Source organism: Microbispora sp. ATCC PTA-5024, from assembly GCF_000511135.2.
GTDB classification, from domain to species: Bacteria; Actinomycetota; Actinomycetes; order Streptosporangiales; family Streptosporangiaceae; genus Microbispora; species Microbispora corallina.
The window spans coordinates 736,389-751,646 of the sequence record NZ_KI866525.1 but is presented as its reverse complement, the minus strand read 5'-3'; the positions used below and the strand labels follow the sequence as shown (position 1 = coordinate 751,646).

15 protein-coding genes and 1 pseudogene are annotated in these 15,258 nt (G+C 73.8%); 10 read left to right on the top strand and 6 right to left on the bottom strand.

Annotated elements, in window-relative coordinates:
- Nucleotides 1–308 (top strand): annotated as a pseudogene (locus tag MPTA5024_RS42770) (hypothetical protein); the annotation flags it as partial.
- A 9-nt stretch (nucleotides 309–317) separates the two neighbouring features.
- Entirely contained in the window at nucleotides 318–1,286 is a 969-nt protein-coding gene (gene ligD / locus MPTA5024_RS29345; protein WP_036330421.1) for a non-homologous end-joining DNA ligase, read from the top strand.
- Between the two features lie 45 nt (nucleotides 1,287–1,331).
- Here ligD and MPTA5024_RS29340 read toward each other — a convergent pair whose 3' ends face one another.
- Complete coding sequence (locus MPTA5024_RS29340) at nucleotides 1,332–1,601, bottom strand: DUF1876 domain-containing protein (RefSeq protein WP_036330941.1); 270 nt, start codon at nucleotides 1,599–1,601, stop codon at nucleotides 1,332–1,334.
- Between the two features lie 190 nt (nucleotides 1,602–1,791).
- Between MPTA5024_RS29340 and MPTA5024_RS29335 the strand changes: the two genes are divergently transcribed.
- A complete protein-coding gene (locus MPTA5024_RS29335) occupies nucleotides 1,792–2,649 on the top strand; it encodes a universal stress protein (protein WP_036330419.1) in 858 nt (285 codons plus the stop codon).
- 71 nt (nucleotides 2,650–2,720) lie between these two features.
- Here the strand turns inward: MPTA5024_RS29335 and MPTA5024_RS29330 are convergent, their stop codons facing one another.
- Complete coding sequence (locus MPTA5024_RS29330) at nucleotides 2,721–3,155, bottom strand: Hsp20/alpha crystallin family protein (RefSeq protein ID WP_198167460.1); 435 nt, start codon at nucleotides 3,153–3,155, stop codon at nucleotides 2,721–2,723.
- 205 nt (nucleotides 3,156–3,360) lie between these two features.
- Here MPTA5024_RS29330 and MPTA5024_RS29325 point away from each other — a divergent pair, with 205 nt between their 5' ends.
- Together MPTA5024_RS29325 and MPTA5024_RS29320 are read left to right on the top strand one after the other, a co-directional pair.
- On the top strand, nucleotides 3,361–4,044 hold the full coding sequence (locus MPTA5024_RS29325; RefSeq protein ID WP_051458816.1) for a class I SAM-dependent methyltransferase: 684 nt from the start codon (nucleotides 3,361–3,363) through the stop codon (nucleotides 4,042–4,044).
- Nucleotides 4,045–4,091: 47 nt separating this feature from the next.
- On the top strand, nucleotides 4,092–4,508 hold the full coding sequence (locus MPTA5024_RS29320; RefSeq protein ID WP_055725789.1) for a cupin domain-containing protein: 417 nt from the start codon (nucleotides 4,092–4,094) through the stop codon (nucleotides 4,506–4,508).
- A 98-nt stretch (nucleotides 4,509–4,606) separates the two neighbouring features.
- On the opposite strand, the gene MPTA5024_RS29315 is transcribed toward MPTA5024_RS29320, so the two are convergent.
- Nucleotides 4,607–5,056, bottom strand: a complete 450-nt coding sequence (locus MPTA5024_RS29315; protein WP_036330413.1) for a TIGR03618 family F420-dependent PPOX class oxidoreductase — start codon at nucleotides 5,054–5,056, stop codon at nucleotides 4,607–4,609.
- A 128-nt stretch (nucleotides 5,057–5,184) separates the two neighbouring features.
- Here MPTA5024_RS29315 and MPTA5024_RS29310 point away from each other — a divergent pair, with 128 nt between their 5' ends.
- Nucleotides 5,185–6,144, top strand: coding sequence for a DMT family transporter (locus MPTA5024_RS29310; protein WP_036330412.1), 960 nt, complete (start codon nucleotides 5,185–5,187; stop codon nucleotides 6,142–6,144).
- A 33-nt stretch (nucleotides 6,145–6,177) separates the two neighbouring features.
- On the opposite strand, the gene MPTA5024_RS29305 is transcribed toward MPTA5024_RS29310, so the two are convergent.
- Nucleotides 6,178–6,648 (bottom strand): hypothetical protein, encoded by a 471-nt coding sequence (locus MPTA5024_RS29305; RefSeq protein ID WP_232326694.1) that lies wholly within the window; start codon nucleotides 6,646–6,648, stop codon nucleotides 6,178–6,180.
- 143 nt (nucleotides 6,649–6,791) lie between these two features.
- Entirely contained in the window at nucleotides 6,792–7,082 is a 291-nt protein-coding gene (locus tag MPTA5024_RS29300) for a hypothetical protein (RefSeq protein ID WP_036330408.1), read from the bottom strand.
- A 232-nt stretch (nucleotides 7,083–7,314) separates the two neighbouring features.
- Between MPTA5024_RS29300 and ppgK the strand changes: the two genes are divergently transcribed.
- The 3 genes from ppgK (at nucleotide 7,315) to hrpA (ending at nucleotide 12,831) form a co-directional block, all read left to right on the top strand.
- Entirely contained in the window at nucleotides 7,315–8,049 is a 735-nt protein-coding gene (gene ppgK, locus MPTA5024_RS29295) for a polyphosphate--glucose phosphotransferase (RefSeq protein WP_036330406.1), read from the top strand.
- Between the two features lie 217 nt (nucleotides 8,050–8,266).
- Nucleotides 8,267–8,857 (top strand): winged helix-turn-helix domain-containing protein, encoded by a 591-nt coding sequence (locus tag MPTA5024_RS44395; protein ID WP_051458814.1) that lies wholly within the window; start codon nucleotides 8,267–8,269, stop codon nucleotides 8,855–8,857.
- 62 nt (nucleotides 8,858–8,919) lie between these two features.
- Nucleotides 8,920–12,831 (top strand): ATP-dependent RNA helicase HrpA, encoded by a 3,912-nt coding sequence (gene hrpA, locus MPTA5024_RS29285; RefSeq protein WP_036330404.1) that lies wholly within the window; start codon nucleotides 8,920–8,922, stop codon nucleotides 12,829–12,831.
- An 83-nt stretch (nucleotides 12,832–12,914) separates the two neighbouring features.
- Here hrpA and MPTA5024_RS29280 read toward each other — a convergent pair whose 3' ends face one another.
- Nucleotides 12,915–14,444, bottom strand: a complete 1,530-nt coding sequence (locus MPTA5024_RS29280) for a gamma-glutamyltransferase family protein (protein WP_036330402.1) — start codon at nucleotides 14,442–14,444, stop codon at nucleotides 12,915–12,917.
- A gap of 106 nt (nucleotides 14,445–14,550) precedes the next feature.
- Between MPTA5024_RS29280 and MPTA5024_RS29275 the strand changes: the two genes are divergently transcribed.
- Nucleotides 14,551–15,204, top strand: coding sequence for an HAD family hydrolase (locus MPTA5024_RS29275; RefSeq protein WP_036330399.1), 654 nt, complete (start codon nucleotides 14,551–14,553; stop codon nucleotides 15,202–15,204).
- Nucleotides 15,205–15,258 lie beyond the last annotated feature (54 nt).

The following is a 15,258-nucleotide window of genomic DNA, read 5'->3' as shown; positions in this document are numbered from 1 at the left end:
ACCCGGCCGGCACCGGGAAGGCGGGCCGCGGGGTATCCCGGGCCGCGGGCACGGCGTCCGGGGCGGAGGGCACCGCCCCGCAAGCCCAGGGGATGCCGCCGTACGGCGCCGCAGGAGCCGTGCCGGGGGCGGGTCCCGCGGCAGGCGCGCCCGCCGACATGGGCGTGAACGGCGCGGCCGCGAACGGCACGCCCGGCGCGGCGGCCGGCTACCCGACGGGGAACGGCCTGACCGCCCTGTCGTGGCTGGCCGAGGAGATGCGCGCCGCCGGCCTCCTCGCGGAGCGGACGTCCGAGACGCTGGACTGACCCCGGCCCATGGGGGGACTTCCGCTGTACTCGCCGATGACGGCGCAGCTCGGGCCGCTGCCCGAGCCGGACCGGGACTACGCCCACGAGATGAAGTGGGACGGGGTCCGGGCGCTCGCCTACGTGGACGGGGGACGGCTCCGGCTGATCTCCAGGAACGCCAGGGACATCACCGAGGCGTACCCGGAGATCGCCGGCCTGGCCGGGGCCGTCGGCGGCAACGACGCCGTCCTCGACGGGGAGATCGTGGCGTTCGACGAGCAGGGGAGGCCGTCGTTCGAGGCGCTCCAGCCGAGGATGCACCAGCGCAACCCGGCGCGGATCGCCCAGCTCGCGGCGGCCGTGCCCGTGACGTACCTGCTGTTCGATGTGCTCCACGTGAACACGGCCCCCGCGATCGCCATGCCCTACTCGGCGCGCAGGGGACTGCTCGACGAGATCGTGCGGAAGGGCGCCCACTGGGACATCCCGCCGTACTTCCGTAACGGCGGCGCCCACGTGCTGGCCGAGTCGCGGCGGCTCGGCCTCGAAGGCGTGGTCGCCAAGCGGCTGACCTCGCCGTACCGGCCGGGGAGGCGCTCAGTGGACTGGGTCAAGGTGAAGAACGTTCGCACCCAGGAGGTGGTCGTGTGCGGCTGGAAGGCGGGTGAGGGCCGGCGCACCGGGACGATCGGGTCGCTGCTGCTCGGCGTGCACGACGAACGCGGCCGCCTCCGGTACGCCGGCAGCGTCGGCACGGGCTTCACCGAGGCCGCGCTGCGCCGGATCGCCGAACGGCTGGCCCCTCTCGCGCGGCGGACCCCGCCCTTCGACGAGGAACCGTCCCGGGAGGACGCGCGGGGCGCGCACTGGGTCGAGCCCCTGCTCGTGGGCGAGGTCCAGTACGCCGAGTGGACGGGCGAGCACCGGCTCCGCCACCCCTCCTGGCGGGGCTTCAGAGAGGACAAGAACCCCGAGGACGTGATGCGTGAGCAGTGACCGCTCCCGCCACGCCCCGGCCCGGCGTTCAGACGGTCGCGGTGCTCAGTAGGTCTCGTACGCCGGGCCGGCGAGCTGGGCGACGTCCTCCGCGCCGTCGCCGATGAGTTTGGCCCCCAGGTCGGCCAGCGCCCGCCCCGCCGCCAGCTCGTCGCCGATCTCCGGAACCGGCCGGTCGGCCGGGTTGCGCCGGGCCCGGCCCACGCTCTCGTGCCGCATGCCCCCGCCCGTGTACAGCACGGCGGTCGCCGTGGTGACGTCGTCGTTGTCGTCCTCGTTGAGGAAGACCTCCACCGTCCATCGCTTGGATTCCATGACGAACACCTCCCTGACCAGCATCTCTCCGCCTCGGGCCGCACCGGAAGGGGCATAAGGCCAGTACGGCCGCCCGTGCCGGCGCGGACGTGCGGCCCCGCCGGACGGGACCTCCGGCCCTGGAGGCGGGGCCGGGCGGCGAGGTCCCATGGGGTCGTCCGGGCGGCCGGACGGAGACAGGAGGACGGTCATGCCTCTACCGATCATCGTCGGCACCGACGGCTCGCCCGAGGCGACGTCGGCCGTCGAGTGGGCCGCCGACGACGCCGCCCGACGAGGGCTGCCCCTGCGGTTCGTCTCGGTGGTGGACCACTGGGCGTACGGCATCCCGAAGTTCCCCGCGACCCTGGCCGACCCGCTGACCGTGCACGCCGAGCGCGCCCTCGAGGCGGCCGAGGCGACGGCCCGTGAGCGGCGGCCCGAGGTCGAGATCAGCAAGGAGATCGTCGAGGGCATCCCGGCGCGGATCCTGCGCGACCGCGGCAGGGAGGCCGAGGAGATCGTGCTCGGCAGCCGGGGGCTGGGCGGCTTCGCCGGCCTGGTGATCGGCTCGGTGAGCACCCATGTGGCCGGGCACGCCCCCTGCCCCGTCGTCGTGGTCAGGACCGGCTGGCGCGACACGCACGCGCGGGTGGTGGTCGGCCTCGACGACTCGGCGGAGTGCGACCCCGCCCTCGGATACGCGTTCGAGCAGGCCCGTCTGCGCCGCGCGACCCTGCGCGCCGTCTTCGCCTGGCAGCTGCCCGTCCACACGCTCGCGCCGGAGATCGCCTACGACGTGAGCGAGGTACGGGAGGCGCGGCAGCGGGTCGTGACCCGCAAGCTCGACACGTGGCGCCGCCTGCATCCCGAGGTGGACGTCCAGGAGGACCTCGTGTACGGGCATCCCGTCCAGGCGCTGACCGAGGCGTCCGGGGACGCCGACCTGCTGGTGGTGGGGTCGCACGGCCGGGGAGCCCTGGGGTCGGCGGTCCTCGGCTCGGTCGGCCGCGCCGTCCTCCACCACGCCGCCTGCCCGGTCGCCATCGTCCGCCCGCGGGCCGCCTGACCGGGCTCGGGGGGTGAGGGGAAGGGGTGGGCCCGCCCTCGCGGAGACGGGCCCACGATCGGCGGGATCGGTCAGGTCTGCGGGCCGCCGCCGCGTTCGACGGGGATGCGCCTGCTCTCTTCCCTCTCCTCGGCGAGCCGCACGCTGATCTCGAGGATCCCCTGGTCGTAGGTGGCCCTCACGTCGTTCTCGTCGGCGTTCGGCGGCAGCGGGACCGACCGGGTGAACGACCCGTACCGGAACTCGGTGCGCTGTCCCCGCCGCTCCTCCTGGCGCCGTTCGCCGTGGACCGTGAGGATGCCGTTGGCCACGGTGATCTCGATGTCGCGCTCCGGGTCCATCCCCGGGACCTCGGCGCGCAGCACATACCGCCCGTCCTCCATGTAGTCCTCGAACCTCATCTGCTGCCCGGTGGTGGACCGGAACGCCGCCAGCGGGGCCTCCAGCAGGTCGAACAGGTCGGGTACGAGGCTTCGCTGCTCTCGTCGCATCATGGGTGCGCTCACGCGCCTCACCTCCGTCTGCTCCGACGTCACGCACGCGGGGAGGCCCGCGGGGATCCGGCGGAGATCCAGTGGCGACGCCCCTCGCGTCACACGTCAGACAAGGCACCTACCCGCCCTGCCGAGCGAATATGTGACCGTATGGGAGGTTCGTACCGGTTCGGGGGTGACGGTCGGGTCCCGCGGCGCCTGAGGCAGGATGGGGATCATGACACGAGACCTGTACGGCGGGACGGGGCCCGGACCGATCACGCCGGACGGCTGCGCGGTCGACTACTACGCGACCCTCGCCCCCATGGGGGAGCCGGAGCTCGTCCACGGCGCCGTCCCGGAGGGCGCGTCGATCCTCGAACTCGGGGCGGGTGCGGGGCGGATCACCCACGGCCTCCTGGCCCTCGGGCACGAGGTGGTCGCCGTGGACGAGTCGCCGGAAATGCTCGCCCGCGTCAGGGGAGCGGAGACCGTCCGCTCGCCCATCCAGGACCTCGCCCTCGGCCGGACCTTCGACGTCGTCCTGCTCATGTCGTACGTGGTCGACACGGCGGACGACGAGCTGTGCCGGGCCTTCCTGCGGACCTGCCGCCGGCACGTCTCCCCGGACGGCTGCGTGATCCTGCAGCACAAGCCGGCCGAGTGGCACGACGCGATCGGGCCGTTCGAGCGCGACCACGGCGACGGGAGGATCACCCGCATGACCGAGGCCCGCCGCCCCGAGCCCGACCTGCTGGCCGCCACGATGGAGTACGTCGTGGGCGACCGGCGCTGGACCCACTACTTCCTCAGCAGGCGGCGGGACGACGAGGTGTTCGCCGGGCTGCTCGCGGGGGCGGGACTGGCGCCCGCCGGCCACCTCGGCGGCGACCGCGAGTGGATCAGGGCGCTGCCGATCTGACGGGCACCCGCACGACCCCCCCCGACACGGCCGGAACGGAGACGACGATGAAGTTCGTACGAGAAGACCAGATAACGACCATCACACCGGAACCGAGCAGGTTCACCGGCGCCGTCTGGGAGGCCCGCGCCCTGGAGCCGGTCGAGGAGGACGGCCTGCGGGCGCAGCGCTTCTCCTACGCCCCCGAGGCCCGCTCCTGCTGGCACACGCACGAGGGCGAGCAGGCGCTGTACGTGCTCTCCGGCCGGGGCGTGGTCGCCCGGTGGGGCGAGGCCACCGGCACCGTCATCGGGCCGGGCGACTGGGTGCACGTGCAGCCGGGGGAGAAGCACTGGCACGGCGCCCTCCCCGACGGCACGCTCGTCCACCTCGCCGTCACGGCGAGCGGCGGGACCCTGTGGCACGAGCCGGTCTCGGAGGAGGACTACCTGGCGGGCGTCGAGGCCGCCCGCCCCACGGACTGACGCCGTGCCACGCCGTCCGCGACGGCACGTGTGACCGGCCCGCTCCGGCCGCGGTCCGGCGCGTGACCGGCCGTGCCGGGGGAGCGGCGGGGCGGAGATCAGCCCGCGGGGTTCGAGTAGACCCGGTCCGGCGACAGCAGCACCGCGGTGCGGCCCTCCTCCGCCATGACCCGGTCGTAGGTGTCCCAGTCGTCGTGCGTCCCGCCCGCGGCGGCGAACACCTCGCGCAGGAGCAGCCGCAGGCCCTCGCCGTCCACGCCGGGGAACGGGTCCTCCGGCCCCACCAGGCCGGCCCGTCCCTCGGCGGCCGCCCACTGCCAGCCGCTGCGCACGGCGACCGTCGCGTACGGCCGGGCCCGCAGGTCGCGCAGCTTCCGCGTGCTGCCGCGGACGACGAAGCCGACCACCGGCCGGCCGGTCGTGGGATGGTCGAGGACTCCGGCGTTCACGACGGACGACCGGATGGTGCCGTCGGGCCGCAGGGTCGAGACGACGCACAGGCCGTGGTCGCCGGAGACGAGCGCGGCGAAGTCAGCGAGGTCGGTCACGGGGCGAGCGTACCCCGCCCGCCCCCGCCGTCCCCCTCGTAAGGGTGTGCCGGGCGCGAACGGGGCGAATAGGATCACTGGGCCGGGCGCCGGACGGTGGGGTGGCGCGACCGCGCAGGGGAGGCCGTATGAGCACACGGGCCTGGGTGGCCTTCGCGTCGATGTCCGTCCTGTGGGGCATCCCGTACCTGCTGATCAAGATGGCGGTCGACGACGGCGTGCCGCCGGGGTTCGTCGCCTGGATCCGGGTGGTGCTCGGGGCGGTCGTGCTGCTGGCCCTGGCTCCCCGGCGGGGCGCCGTGCGCGCGCTGCGCGGCCGGCTCCGGTGGCTGGCCGCGTTCGCGGTCGCCGAGGTGGTCGTGCCCTTCCCGCTGATCGCGTACGGCGAGCAGCACGTGTCGTCCTCGCTCACCGCGATCCTGATCGCGTCGGCGCCGTTGTTCGTGGCGCTGCTCGCGCTGCGCTTCGACGCGGACGAGCGGGTCGGCGGGCGGAGGCTCGCCGGGCTCCTCATCGGCCTGGCGGGCGTGGTCGCGCTGGTCGGCATCGACGTCGCCGGCCGCACGGACGAGCTGTGGGGCGCGCTGGCCGTTCTCGGCGCGGCCCTCGGGTACGCCGTCGGCCCGATGATCCTCAAGCGCCACCTGTCCGGCCTGGACGCGCGGCTGTCCATGGGGACCAGCCTGGCGCTGGCCGCGGTGTTCCTGGCCCCGGCCGCCGCGTTCGACCCCCCGGCCGCCGTGCCGTCCGGGCCGGCGCTCGCCTCGCTGGCCGCGCTGGGCCTGCTGTGCACGGCGGCGGCGTTCGTCGTCTACAGCCTGCTGGTCGCGGAGGTGGGCGCCGGCCGCGCGCTCGTCATCACGTACGTCAACCCGGTCGTCGCGCTCGCGCTCGGCGTGCTGATCCTCGGGGAGCGCCCGGGGGCCGGGACGATCATCGGGCTGGTGCTCATCCTCGCCGGGTCGTGGCTGTCCACCGACGGCCGCCTCCCGTGGCGAGGCCGCGGCGGCCGCAGTGCCCCGGCCGCCGGCTCCTCGCAGGAGCATGCGCGCGGGCTCTCGGCGGATCGGGCCGGGAGCGGCGAGTGACGGACGAGGAGGAGATCGACCTGTGAGCCCCGCTCAGCCGGTGACGATCCTGATGCCGGCACGCGAGCGCACGTCGTGGGCGGCGTAGTAGCGCTCCTCCTGCGCGGCCCACCGCTCCCAGTGCGGCGCGTACATCTCGCCGTCGCGTTGCAGGGCCCGGGCCCTGCGGACCGCGTCGTCCGCCTCCAGCCACACCAGGCCGCTCAGGTACGGCCACGCCTGGCGGGCGCCCGACCCCACCCCCTCGACGACGAGCGCGTCCACGCCGCGGGCCTCGTGCCATTCGGCGTACCGGAACCGCTCCCAGTCGTAGCGCCGCCACCGGGCGGGGCGGCCCCGGGCGAGCGGGGACAGCACCCACTCCACCAGGCGGTGGACGCCGGCGAGCAGGCCGTCCCAGCCCTCGTACAGGTCGTCCATGCGGACGACGGGAGCCGCGATCTCGGCGGCCAGGGCGGCCGCGAGGGTGGTCTTCCCGCTCCCCGACCGTCCCTCGACGGCCACGACTCGGACGCCTCCGGCGCGCGGCGGCCGCGTGGCCAGCCAGGCCGCGACGCCCGCGGCCCGGGCCCGCACCGGGGCGGAGAGGGACGGCAGCCCGGAGGGGCCCGGTTCCCCGGGCGCTCCGGGCCGCTCCCGCGAAGCCGCTACACCCCGGCTCGGGTGGGACGGCGGATGTCGCTGCTCTGCTCCTGCCACTCGGGGGTCTCGCGTCCCTTCTCCATTTCGAGCTCCTCCATGCGGAGGGCGACGCCGACCGCGAAGAAGGTGGGCGCCCACTCGCCCACGAAGAGGGCCCAGCGGTCGGCGCGGTCCATGCCCGCGGGCTCGAACTCCTTGGAGATGAACCACGAGGCGATCGACGCGCCGATCGAGACGACGCCCGCCCCGTACATCATGCTGGAGCGCAGCCCCATTTTGTGGAGAGTCTTGATCATTTTGTCCCCCTTGTGGTGTTTTCCCCCGATTTATCGCTACCCGGCACGACCTGCCGTAACCCGGGCGGCATGAGCCGCCGCCGGGGGGCGGTGATCGGCGGTAGGTTGTGCGGTGCCCGCGCCGCCCCCTCGCCGTACGGACAGGGGAGGCCGGGCGGCCGCTCGCGCGCGTCCCCGGCGCATAACGCCGGGACGGCGGGGTAGCCGTGGTAGTCGGACCGGGAGGACGGCAATGGAAGCGCTGGGCATCGACATCGGCGGCTCGGGCGTCAAGGGCGCCCCCGTCAACACCGAGACGGGAGAGCTCACCCGGGAACGGCTGCGCATCCCCACGCCGCAGCCGTCGTCGCCCGCGGCGGTGGCCGACACGGTGCGGCAGATCGTGCGGCACTTCTCCTGGACCGGTCCGATCGGCGTCACGTTCCCAGGGGTCGTCCTCGACGGCGTCATCCGCACGGCCGCCAACGTCGACCGCTCGTGGATCGGCGTGAAGGGCGCCGACCTGTTCGGCGAGGGCGTGGCGGTCCTGAACGACGCGGACGCCGCGGGGGTCGCGGAGGTCGCCTTCGGCGCCGGGCGGGGCCAGGCCGGGGTCGTGCTCATGCTCACGTTCGGGACCGGCATCGGCAGCGCCCTGTTCCTCGACGGCAGGCTCGTGCCGAACACCGAGTTCGGCCACGTCGAGATCCGCGGCAAGGAGGCCGAGCACCGGGCGTCCGACCATGCCCGGGAGGCCCACGACCTCAGCTGGGAGGAGTGGGCCGAGCGTGTCGAGGAGTACCTGCGGCACATGCGCGACCTGCTGTCCCCCTCGCTCGTCATCGTGGGCGGCGGCGTCAGCAAGAAGGCCGACAGGTTCCTCCCGCTCGTCAACCTCGGGGACACCCCGGTCGTCCCGGCCGAGCTGCTCAACCAGGCGGGGATCGTGGGCGCCGCCATGGCAGCCGTACGGGGCCGGGCGGTCTGAGCTCCGTTCGACCGTTCCATATCTTCCCCTTTTCCCTACCTGGACAGCAGGGAATTTCCTTGTCATGATGAGGTCATGACTCATTGGCGAGAGTTCACCCAACGTCGCCACATCGACCTGCTCCGCGTCTGCGGCGCCGCCTGTTGACGACCGGATCCACGAGCATCCGGCCGCCGCCGGGCGGGCGCGCGACAACGACAAGGAGAGAAGACCGCCGATGTCCCAGCAGAATGTGATCGACTTCGCCGGACGCCAGCGCGGGCAGGGCCACGAGCAGCCGCCGCAGGACGACGGGACGGTCCTCGGGGTGCTGCCGCTCCCCGAGACCGGCGCCACACTGGTGATCGTGGGCTACCTGGTCCCGTCGGGACGGGCCGCGGAGGAGCGGTCCGCAATCCCCGCCGTGGCGGCCGAGGTCGTCCACCGGCTCCAGGACCTCCCGCTCCACGAGGAGCGCCCGGCCGGGCACGCCCCCGCCGCCGGGGAGGGCCGTGCCGTCCGGCGCGGGGCCCACCCCGAGGAGGACCTGGTCGTCGACCGCGCCGCCCGCGTGGTGCGGGTGGACGGCGAGGAGATCGAGCTCACCTTCCGCGAGTTCGAGCTGCTCGACTACCTGTCCTCCGCGCCGGGCCGGGTCTACAACCGCCGCCAGCTGCTCGCCGCCGTCTGGGACCGGTACGGCGAGGAGGGCGCCCGGACCGTGGACGTGCACGTCCTGCGGCTGCGGCGCAAGCTGGGACGGCACGCCGCGCGCATCGTGACCGTGCGCAACGTCGGCTACAAGTACCAGCCGTCCCGCCGGTCCTGAGCGGGGCGGGCGAAAAACGGCTGGCAGATCGACGGGGGTCGTTGCCTATCCTTGAGCATGGAATGAACATGCTCGCCGATCTCCAGGACCGCCTGCCCGACCTGATGCTGCGCGACCAGCGCAGGTTGCGCCGCCGCATCGACGGCATGCGCCGGGTGCGCGGAGCCTCCCGTCAGGCCGTCGCACAGGAGATAGCGGGGGACATCGAGGCCGCCGAGCGCCGTGTCGCCGCGCGGCGCGCGGCCGTCCCGGTCATCCACTACCCGCCCGAGCTGCCGGTCAGCCAGCGCAGGGACGACCTGCTCGAGGCCATCCGCGACAACCAGGTCGTGATCGTCGCCGGGGAGACCGGCTCGGGCAAGACGACCCAGCTGCCGAAGATCTGCCTGGAGCTCGGGCGCGGCGTGCACGGGACGATCGGGCACACCCAGCCGCGCCGGATCGCCGCCCGCACGGTGGCCGAGCGCATCGCCGAGGAGCTGTCGATCCCGCTCGGCGAGGCCGTCGGCTACAAGGTCCGCTTCACCGACCACTCCAGCGACGGGACGCTGGTCAAGCTGATGACCGACGGCATCCTCCTCGCGGAGATGCAGACCGACCCGCTGCTGCTGCAGTACGACACGCTGATCATCGACGAGGCCCACGAGCGCAGCCTCAACATCGACTTCATCCTCGGGTACGTCAACCAGCTCCTGCCGAAGCGGCCGGACCTCAAGGTCGTCATCACCTCGGCCACGATCGACCCCGAGCGGTTCGCCCGGCACTTCGCCCCGCCGGGGAGGGACGCCGCCCCCATCGTCGAGGTGTCGGGACGCACCTACCCGGTCGAGGTGCGCTACCGCCCCATCGGCGAGGACGACGACCAGACCCAGGCCATCGCCGACGCCGTCGACGAGCTGTGCGCCGAGGGCCCCGGCGACATCCTGGTGTTCCTGAGCGGCGAGCGGGAGATCCGCGACACGGCCGACGCGCTGAAGGGCCGCCAGGAGGAGGTCCTCCCGCTGTACGCCCGGCTGTCCGCGGCCGAGCAGCACCGGGTGTTCCAGCCCCACCGCGGACGCCGGATCGTGCTGGCCACCAACGTCGCCGAGACCTCGCTGACCGTGCCCGGCATCAAGTACGTCATCGACCCGGGAACGGCCCGGATCTCGCGCTACAGCCACCGCCTCAAGGTGCAGCGGCTGCCGATCGAGCCGGTCTCGCAGGCGTCGGCCAACCAGCGGGCCGGGCGGTGCGGCCGCACCTCGGACGGCGTCTGCATCCGGCTCTACTCCGAGGAGGACTTCGTCTCGCGGCCGGAGTTCACCGACCCGGAGATCCTCCGGACCAACCTGGCCAGCGTCATCCTGCAGATGACCTCGCTGGGCCTGGGGGACATCGCCGCGTTCCCGTTCGTCGAGCCGCCGGACAGCCGGCAGGTGAAGGACGGCGTCAACCTGCTGCACGAGCTGGGCGCGCTGGCAGACCGCGGCGGCGGCCTCACCCCGCTCGGGCGCAAGCTCGCCCAGCTCCCGGTGGACCCCCGGCTGGCCCGGATGGTGCTGGAGGCCGACAGGAACGGCTGCGCCCGCGAGGTCATGGTCGTCGCGGCGGCCCTGTCGATCCAGGACCCGCGCGAGCGGCCGGCCGACCGGCAGCAGGCGGCCGACGAGAAGCACCGCCGCTTCGCCGACAAGGAGTCCGACTTCCTGACGTACCTCAATCTGTGGAGGTACCTGCGGGAGCGGCAGGCGGAGCTGTCGTCCAGCGCGTTCCGGCGGCTGTGCAAGGCGGAGTTCCTCAACTACCTGCGCGTACGCGAGTGGCAGGACATCGACAGCCAGCTCCGGCAGGTCGCCCGCTCGCTCGGCATCGTCCCCAACAGCGCGGACGCCGACCCCCAGCGGATCCACCAGTCCCTGCTCGCGGGCATGCTGTCGCACATCGGCGTCAAGGACGTCGAGGCCAAACGGCGGCAGGACGGCCAGCGCCGCCCGCTGACCGAGTACATCGGCGCGCGCAACGCCCGCTTCGCGATCTTCCCCGGCTCCGCCCTCGCCAAGACCCAGCCGCAGTGGCTCATGTCGGCCGAGCTGGTCGAGACGTCCCGGCTCTGGGCCCGGGTCAACGCGAAGATCGAGCCCGAGTGGGTCGAGCCGCTCGCCCAGCACCTGGTGAAGCGCACCTACAGCGAGCCGCACTGGGAGAAGGACCAGGCCGCCGTCATCGCGCTGGAGAAGGTCACGCTGTACGGCGTGCCGATCGTGACCGAGCGCAAGGTCAACTACGGCCGCATCGACCCCGAGCTCAGCCGCGAGCTGTTCATCCGGCACGCCCTGGTCGAGGGCGACTGGCGCACCCACCACCGGTTCTTCCACGACAACCGCAAGCTCCTCGAGGAGGTCGAGCGGCTCGAGGAGAAGGCGCGCCGCCGCGACATCCTCGTGGACGACGAGACGCTGTTCGACTTCTACGACGAGCGCGTCCCTGCCGACGTGGTCTCGGGCCGCCACTTCGACAGCTGGTGGAAGAAGGTCTCCCGGGAGACCCCCGACCTGCTCACGTTCTCCGAGGACATGCTGGTCAACGACAGCGCCGGGGTGAGCGCCCGCGACTACCCGGACGCCTGGCGGCAGAACGGGCAGCGGATGCGGCTGACCTACCGGTTCGACCCCGGGTCCGCCGACCAGGGCGCGGCCGCCGACGGCGTCACCGTGCACATCCCGCTGGCCGTGCTCAACCAGGTCGACCCCCTCGGCTTCGACTGGCAGATCCCGGGCCTGCGGGAGGACCTGGTCACCGCCCTCATCCGGTCGCTGCCGAAGAACCTGCGGCGCAACTTCGTGCCCGCGCCCAACTTCGCCAAGGCCGTCCTGGAACGGGTACGGCCGGGCAGCGAGCCGCTGCTCGACGCCCTGGAACGGGAGCTGCACCGGCTGACCGGGGTCGGCGTCCCCCGCGACGCCTGGGCCGTCGACCAGCTTCCCGAGCACCTGCGCATCACCTACCGGGTGGTGGACGACAGGAAGCGCACGGTCGCCGAGGACAAGGACCTGGAGGCGCTGAAGCGGCGGCTCGCGCCCAAGCTCCGCGCGACGCTGTCGAGGGCCGCCGACGACTTGGAACGCGAAGGACTGCGGGCCTGGACCATCGGCGCCCTCCCGCGCGTGTTCGAGCAGGGCCGCGTGCGGGCCTACCCGGCGCTGGTGGACGAGACCGGCTCCGTCGCGGTCCGCATGTTCGAGACGGAGGCCGAGCAGGCCAAGGCCATGTGGGCCGGCACCCGCCGCCTGCTGCTGCTCAACGTGGTGCACCCGGCGAAGGCGATCCTGCGCGGGCTGACCACGTCCCAGAAGCTCGCGCTCAGCCGCAGCCCGCACGGGAGCGCCCCCGCGCTGTTCGACGACTGCACCGCCTGCGCCGTGGACACGCTGATGGCGAAGGCCGGCGGGCCCGCCTGGGACCAGGCCGGCTTCCAGCGGCTGTACGACCAGGTCCGCGCCTCCCTGTACGAGACCACCGAGGAGGTCGTCTCCCGGGTCGAGCGCATCCTCGCGGCCTGGCACGCCGCGCAGACCCGGCTCGCCTCCCTGGGCGGCGCCGCGCCGACGGCGGAGGCGGCCGCCGACGTGGCCGGGCAGCTCGACGGGCTGGTCCACGCGGGGTTCGTGACCGAGACCGGGTACGCCCGCCTGCCCGACCTGCAGCGCTACCTGAAGGCGGTCGAGCGCCGCCTGGAGAAGCTGCCCGAGGACCCGCGCCGCGACCGCGAGTGGATGGACCGCGTCCACGACGTCGAGGACGACTACCGCGACCTGCTCGACCGGCTCAAGCCTGCTGAGCGCGACGCAGCGGCCGTCCGCGACATCCGCTGGATGATCGAGGAGCTGCGGGTCAGCTTCTTCGCCCAGCAGATCGGCACGCCCACCCCGGTGTCCGAGAAGCGCATCCGCCGCGCGATCGAGCAGGCCGAGGCCGCCGCCCGCCAGTCCTGAGCGGCCCGGCGGCGGGTGCGGTCAGCGGTCGTGCGCGGCGTCGTGCTTCAGGGGCCGGCGGCGGATGCGGTCAGCGGATGCGGTCAGCGGCCGAGCGCGGCGCCGATCAGGGCGCGTGGGTCGGCCGCCCCGGCGAGCACGCCCGACGGCAGCACGTCGATGAGGTGCGCGTGTCCGAACGCGGACCCGTAGGGCACGGACGCCACCGTGTGGCCGCGCTCGCGCAGGCCCTCGGCCCACGGCGCGCCCTCCTCCAGCTCGACGACGGGCGCCGACCGCCAGGTGTCGAAGCCCGTCTCGCCGGTGCCGAGCGCCCACCGGGGGGCGCCCACGGCCCGGCCCGGCGACTCGCCGTGCCCCAGCAGCCGTGTGACGACCTGCAGCAGGATCTGCGGCTGGGCGTCCCCGCCCATCGTGCCGAAGACCGTGCGCAGCGAGCCGTCCGCGTGCGTGACCAGCGCCGGGCACAGGGTGTGCGGAGGCCGCCTGCCCGGCCCGTACTCGGCGGGATGACCGGGGACGAGCGAGAACCCGATGCCGCGGTTGTGCAGGTTGATCCCGGTGCGGGGCTCGAAGATGAGGCTGCCGAACCCGGCCGCGTTCGACTGGATGAGCGAGACCCCCATGCCCTCGGCGTCGACCGCGCACAGGTACGTCGTGTCGCCCGCGCCCGTGGGCGGGTCGAGCAGGGGCGAGCGCCGTTCCGGGTCGATGAGCGCCCGCCGGGCCTCCGCCGTGTCCAGGGGCGGTACGGCCGACTCGTGGAGCACGTCGAGACGGTCGCGGCCGGCCGCCCGGGCCGCCTCGACCAGCAGATGGGCCCATCGGGGATCGGCGGGATCGGCCGGCGGGTCGAGCTTGGCCAGGATCTCCAGCGCGAGCAGGAGCAGGTAGCCCTGCGAGTTCGGCGGGATCGTCCACACCCGGTGGCCGAACGCCTCGACCTCGACCGGCTCCACCCAGTCGGCGTTGGAACGCGCCAGGTCGTCTTCGGCGTACTCCCCCCGGCCGAGCGAGAGCAGGCTCTCGCCGAACTCGCCCTGGTAGAAGGCGGCGCGACCACCCGCGGCGACGGCCTCGAGCGTGCGGGCCACGCCGGGGCGCCGGACGAGGTCGCCCGCGCGCCTGAGCCCCCTGAAGTCCTCCGCCCCCGGCAGCGAGCCGATGAAGTCGCCCGGCCCGAGGAGCGGCGAGGCCGGGAAGCCGTCCTTCGCGTGCCGGACGGCGGGGGCCAGCAGATCTCCGAGGGGCAGCCGGCCGTACCGCTCGTGCAGCGCGAGCCACCCGTCCACGCATCCGGGCACCGGGACCGACCTGATGTCCTGCAGGTGCGGCATCCGGTCGCGTCCCTCGGCCCGCAGCCGCTCGGGGTCGGCGCCCGAGCCCGCCCTGCCCGACGCGTTGAGCGCCGCGACCGAGCCGTCGTGCACGAGCGCGAACAGGTCCCCGCCGAGCCCGCACATGTGCGGCGCCGTCACGGCGAGCACCGCGTTCGCGGCGATGGCCGCGTCGACGGCGTTCCCGCCCCGGTCGAGCATGGCCACCCCCGCGGCGGAGGCGAGATGGTCGACGGTGCACACCATGCCGTTGCGGGCGAAACGGGTCTCACTCACGAACGGCGACTCTACGGCAGCCAGGCTGCCCCGCTCCTGGGAGCCTCCTAAAGTTGCGATAACAAAGGTTGCCGCCGCAAGCAGGGATGAAGGGGAGGCCGCGTCCATGATCCGGGCGATCGTGTTCGACGTTGGAGAGACGCTGATCGACGAGACGCGGCTCTGGTCGCGCTGGGCCGACCGGATCGGCGTGCCCCGTCTCACCTTCATGGGCGTCATCGGCGCCATGGCCGCCCTCGACCGGTCCCACCGGGAGGCGTTCGAACTCGTCCGTCCCGGGTTCGACCTCGAGGCCGAGATCGACGGCTGGCGGCTGGAGGATCCGGCCGGACTCCGCGAGAACTTCGACGCCGACGACCTCTACCCCGACGTGCGGCCGGCCCTCGCCACCCTGCGCGAGGCCGGATACCACCTCGTCATCGCGGGCAACCAGCCGCCGCAGGCGTACGGCGCGCTCGTCGCGATGGACCTGCCCGTGCACGGCGTGCACACCTCGGCGGCCTGGGAGGTGGAAAAGCCCGACCCCGGCTTCTTCGCGAAGGCGGCGGCCGTGGTCGGACGCCCGGCGGAGGAGATCCTCTACGTGGGCGACCGGCTCGACAACGACGTGCTCCCGGCCCGGGCGGCCGGGATGCGGACGGCGCTGCTGCGCCGGGGCCCCTGGGGGTATCTGCACGCCGCGCGCCCCGAGGCCGCGGCCGCCGACCTCACGGTGGACCGTCTCACCGACCTCGCCCCCCTCGTCGCCGCCCTGCCCTGACCCGGCGCGGCGATCGATCGCGGAGGATCGGGCGCCGCGCTTGAATGCGGGGTT

Excerpts from the sequence above, each read along its gene's own strand:
- MPTA5024_RS29335 (WP_036330419.1), top strand. The coding sequence starts at position 1,792 with ATGCCTCTACCGATCATCGTCGGCACCGACGGCTCGCCCGAGGCGACG.
- MPTA5024_RS29325 (WP_051458816.1), top strand. The coding sequence starts at position 3,361 with ATGACACGAGACCTGTACGGCGGGACGGGGCCCGGACCGATCACGCCG.
- MPTA5024_RS29300 (WP_036330408.1), bottom strand. The coding sequence starts at position 7,082 with ATGATCAAGACTCTCCACAAAATGGGGCTGCGCTCCAGCATGATGTAC.
- MPTA5024_RS29310 (WP_036330412.1), top strand. The coding sequence starts at position 5,185 with ATGAGCACACGGGCCTGGGTGGCCTTCGCGTCGATGTCCGTCCTGTGG.
- MPTA5024_RS29320 (WP_055725789.1), top strand. The coding sequence starts at position 4,092 with ATGAAGTTCGTACGAGAAGACCAGATAACGACCATCACACCGGAACCG.
- ppgK (WP_036330406.1), top strand. The coding sequence starts at position 7,315 with ATGGAAGCGCTGGGCATCGACATCGGCGGCTCGGGCGTCAAGGGCGCC.
- MPTA5024_RS29340 (WP_036330941.1), bottom strand. The coding sequence starts at position 1,601 with ATGGAATCCAAGCGATGGACGGTGGAGGTCTTCCTCAACGAGGACGAC.
- hrpA (WP_036330404.1), top strand. The coding sequence starts at position 8,920 with ATGAACATGCTCGCCGATCTCCAGGACCGCCTGCCCGACCTGATGCTG.
- MPTA5024_RS29275 (WP_036330399.1), top strand. The coding sequence starts at position 14,551 with ATGATCCGGGCGATCGTGTTCGACGTTGGAGAGACGCTGATCGACGAG.
- MPTA5024_RS44395 (WP_051458814.1), top strand. The coding sequence starts at position 8,267 with ATGTCCCAGCAGAATGTGATCGACTTCGCCGGACGCCAGCGCGGGCAG.
- ligD (WP_036330421.1), top strand. The coding sequence starts at position 318 with ATGGGGGGACTTCCGCTGTACTCGCCGATGACGGCGCAGCTCGGGCCG.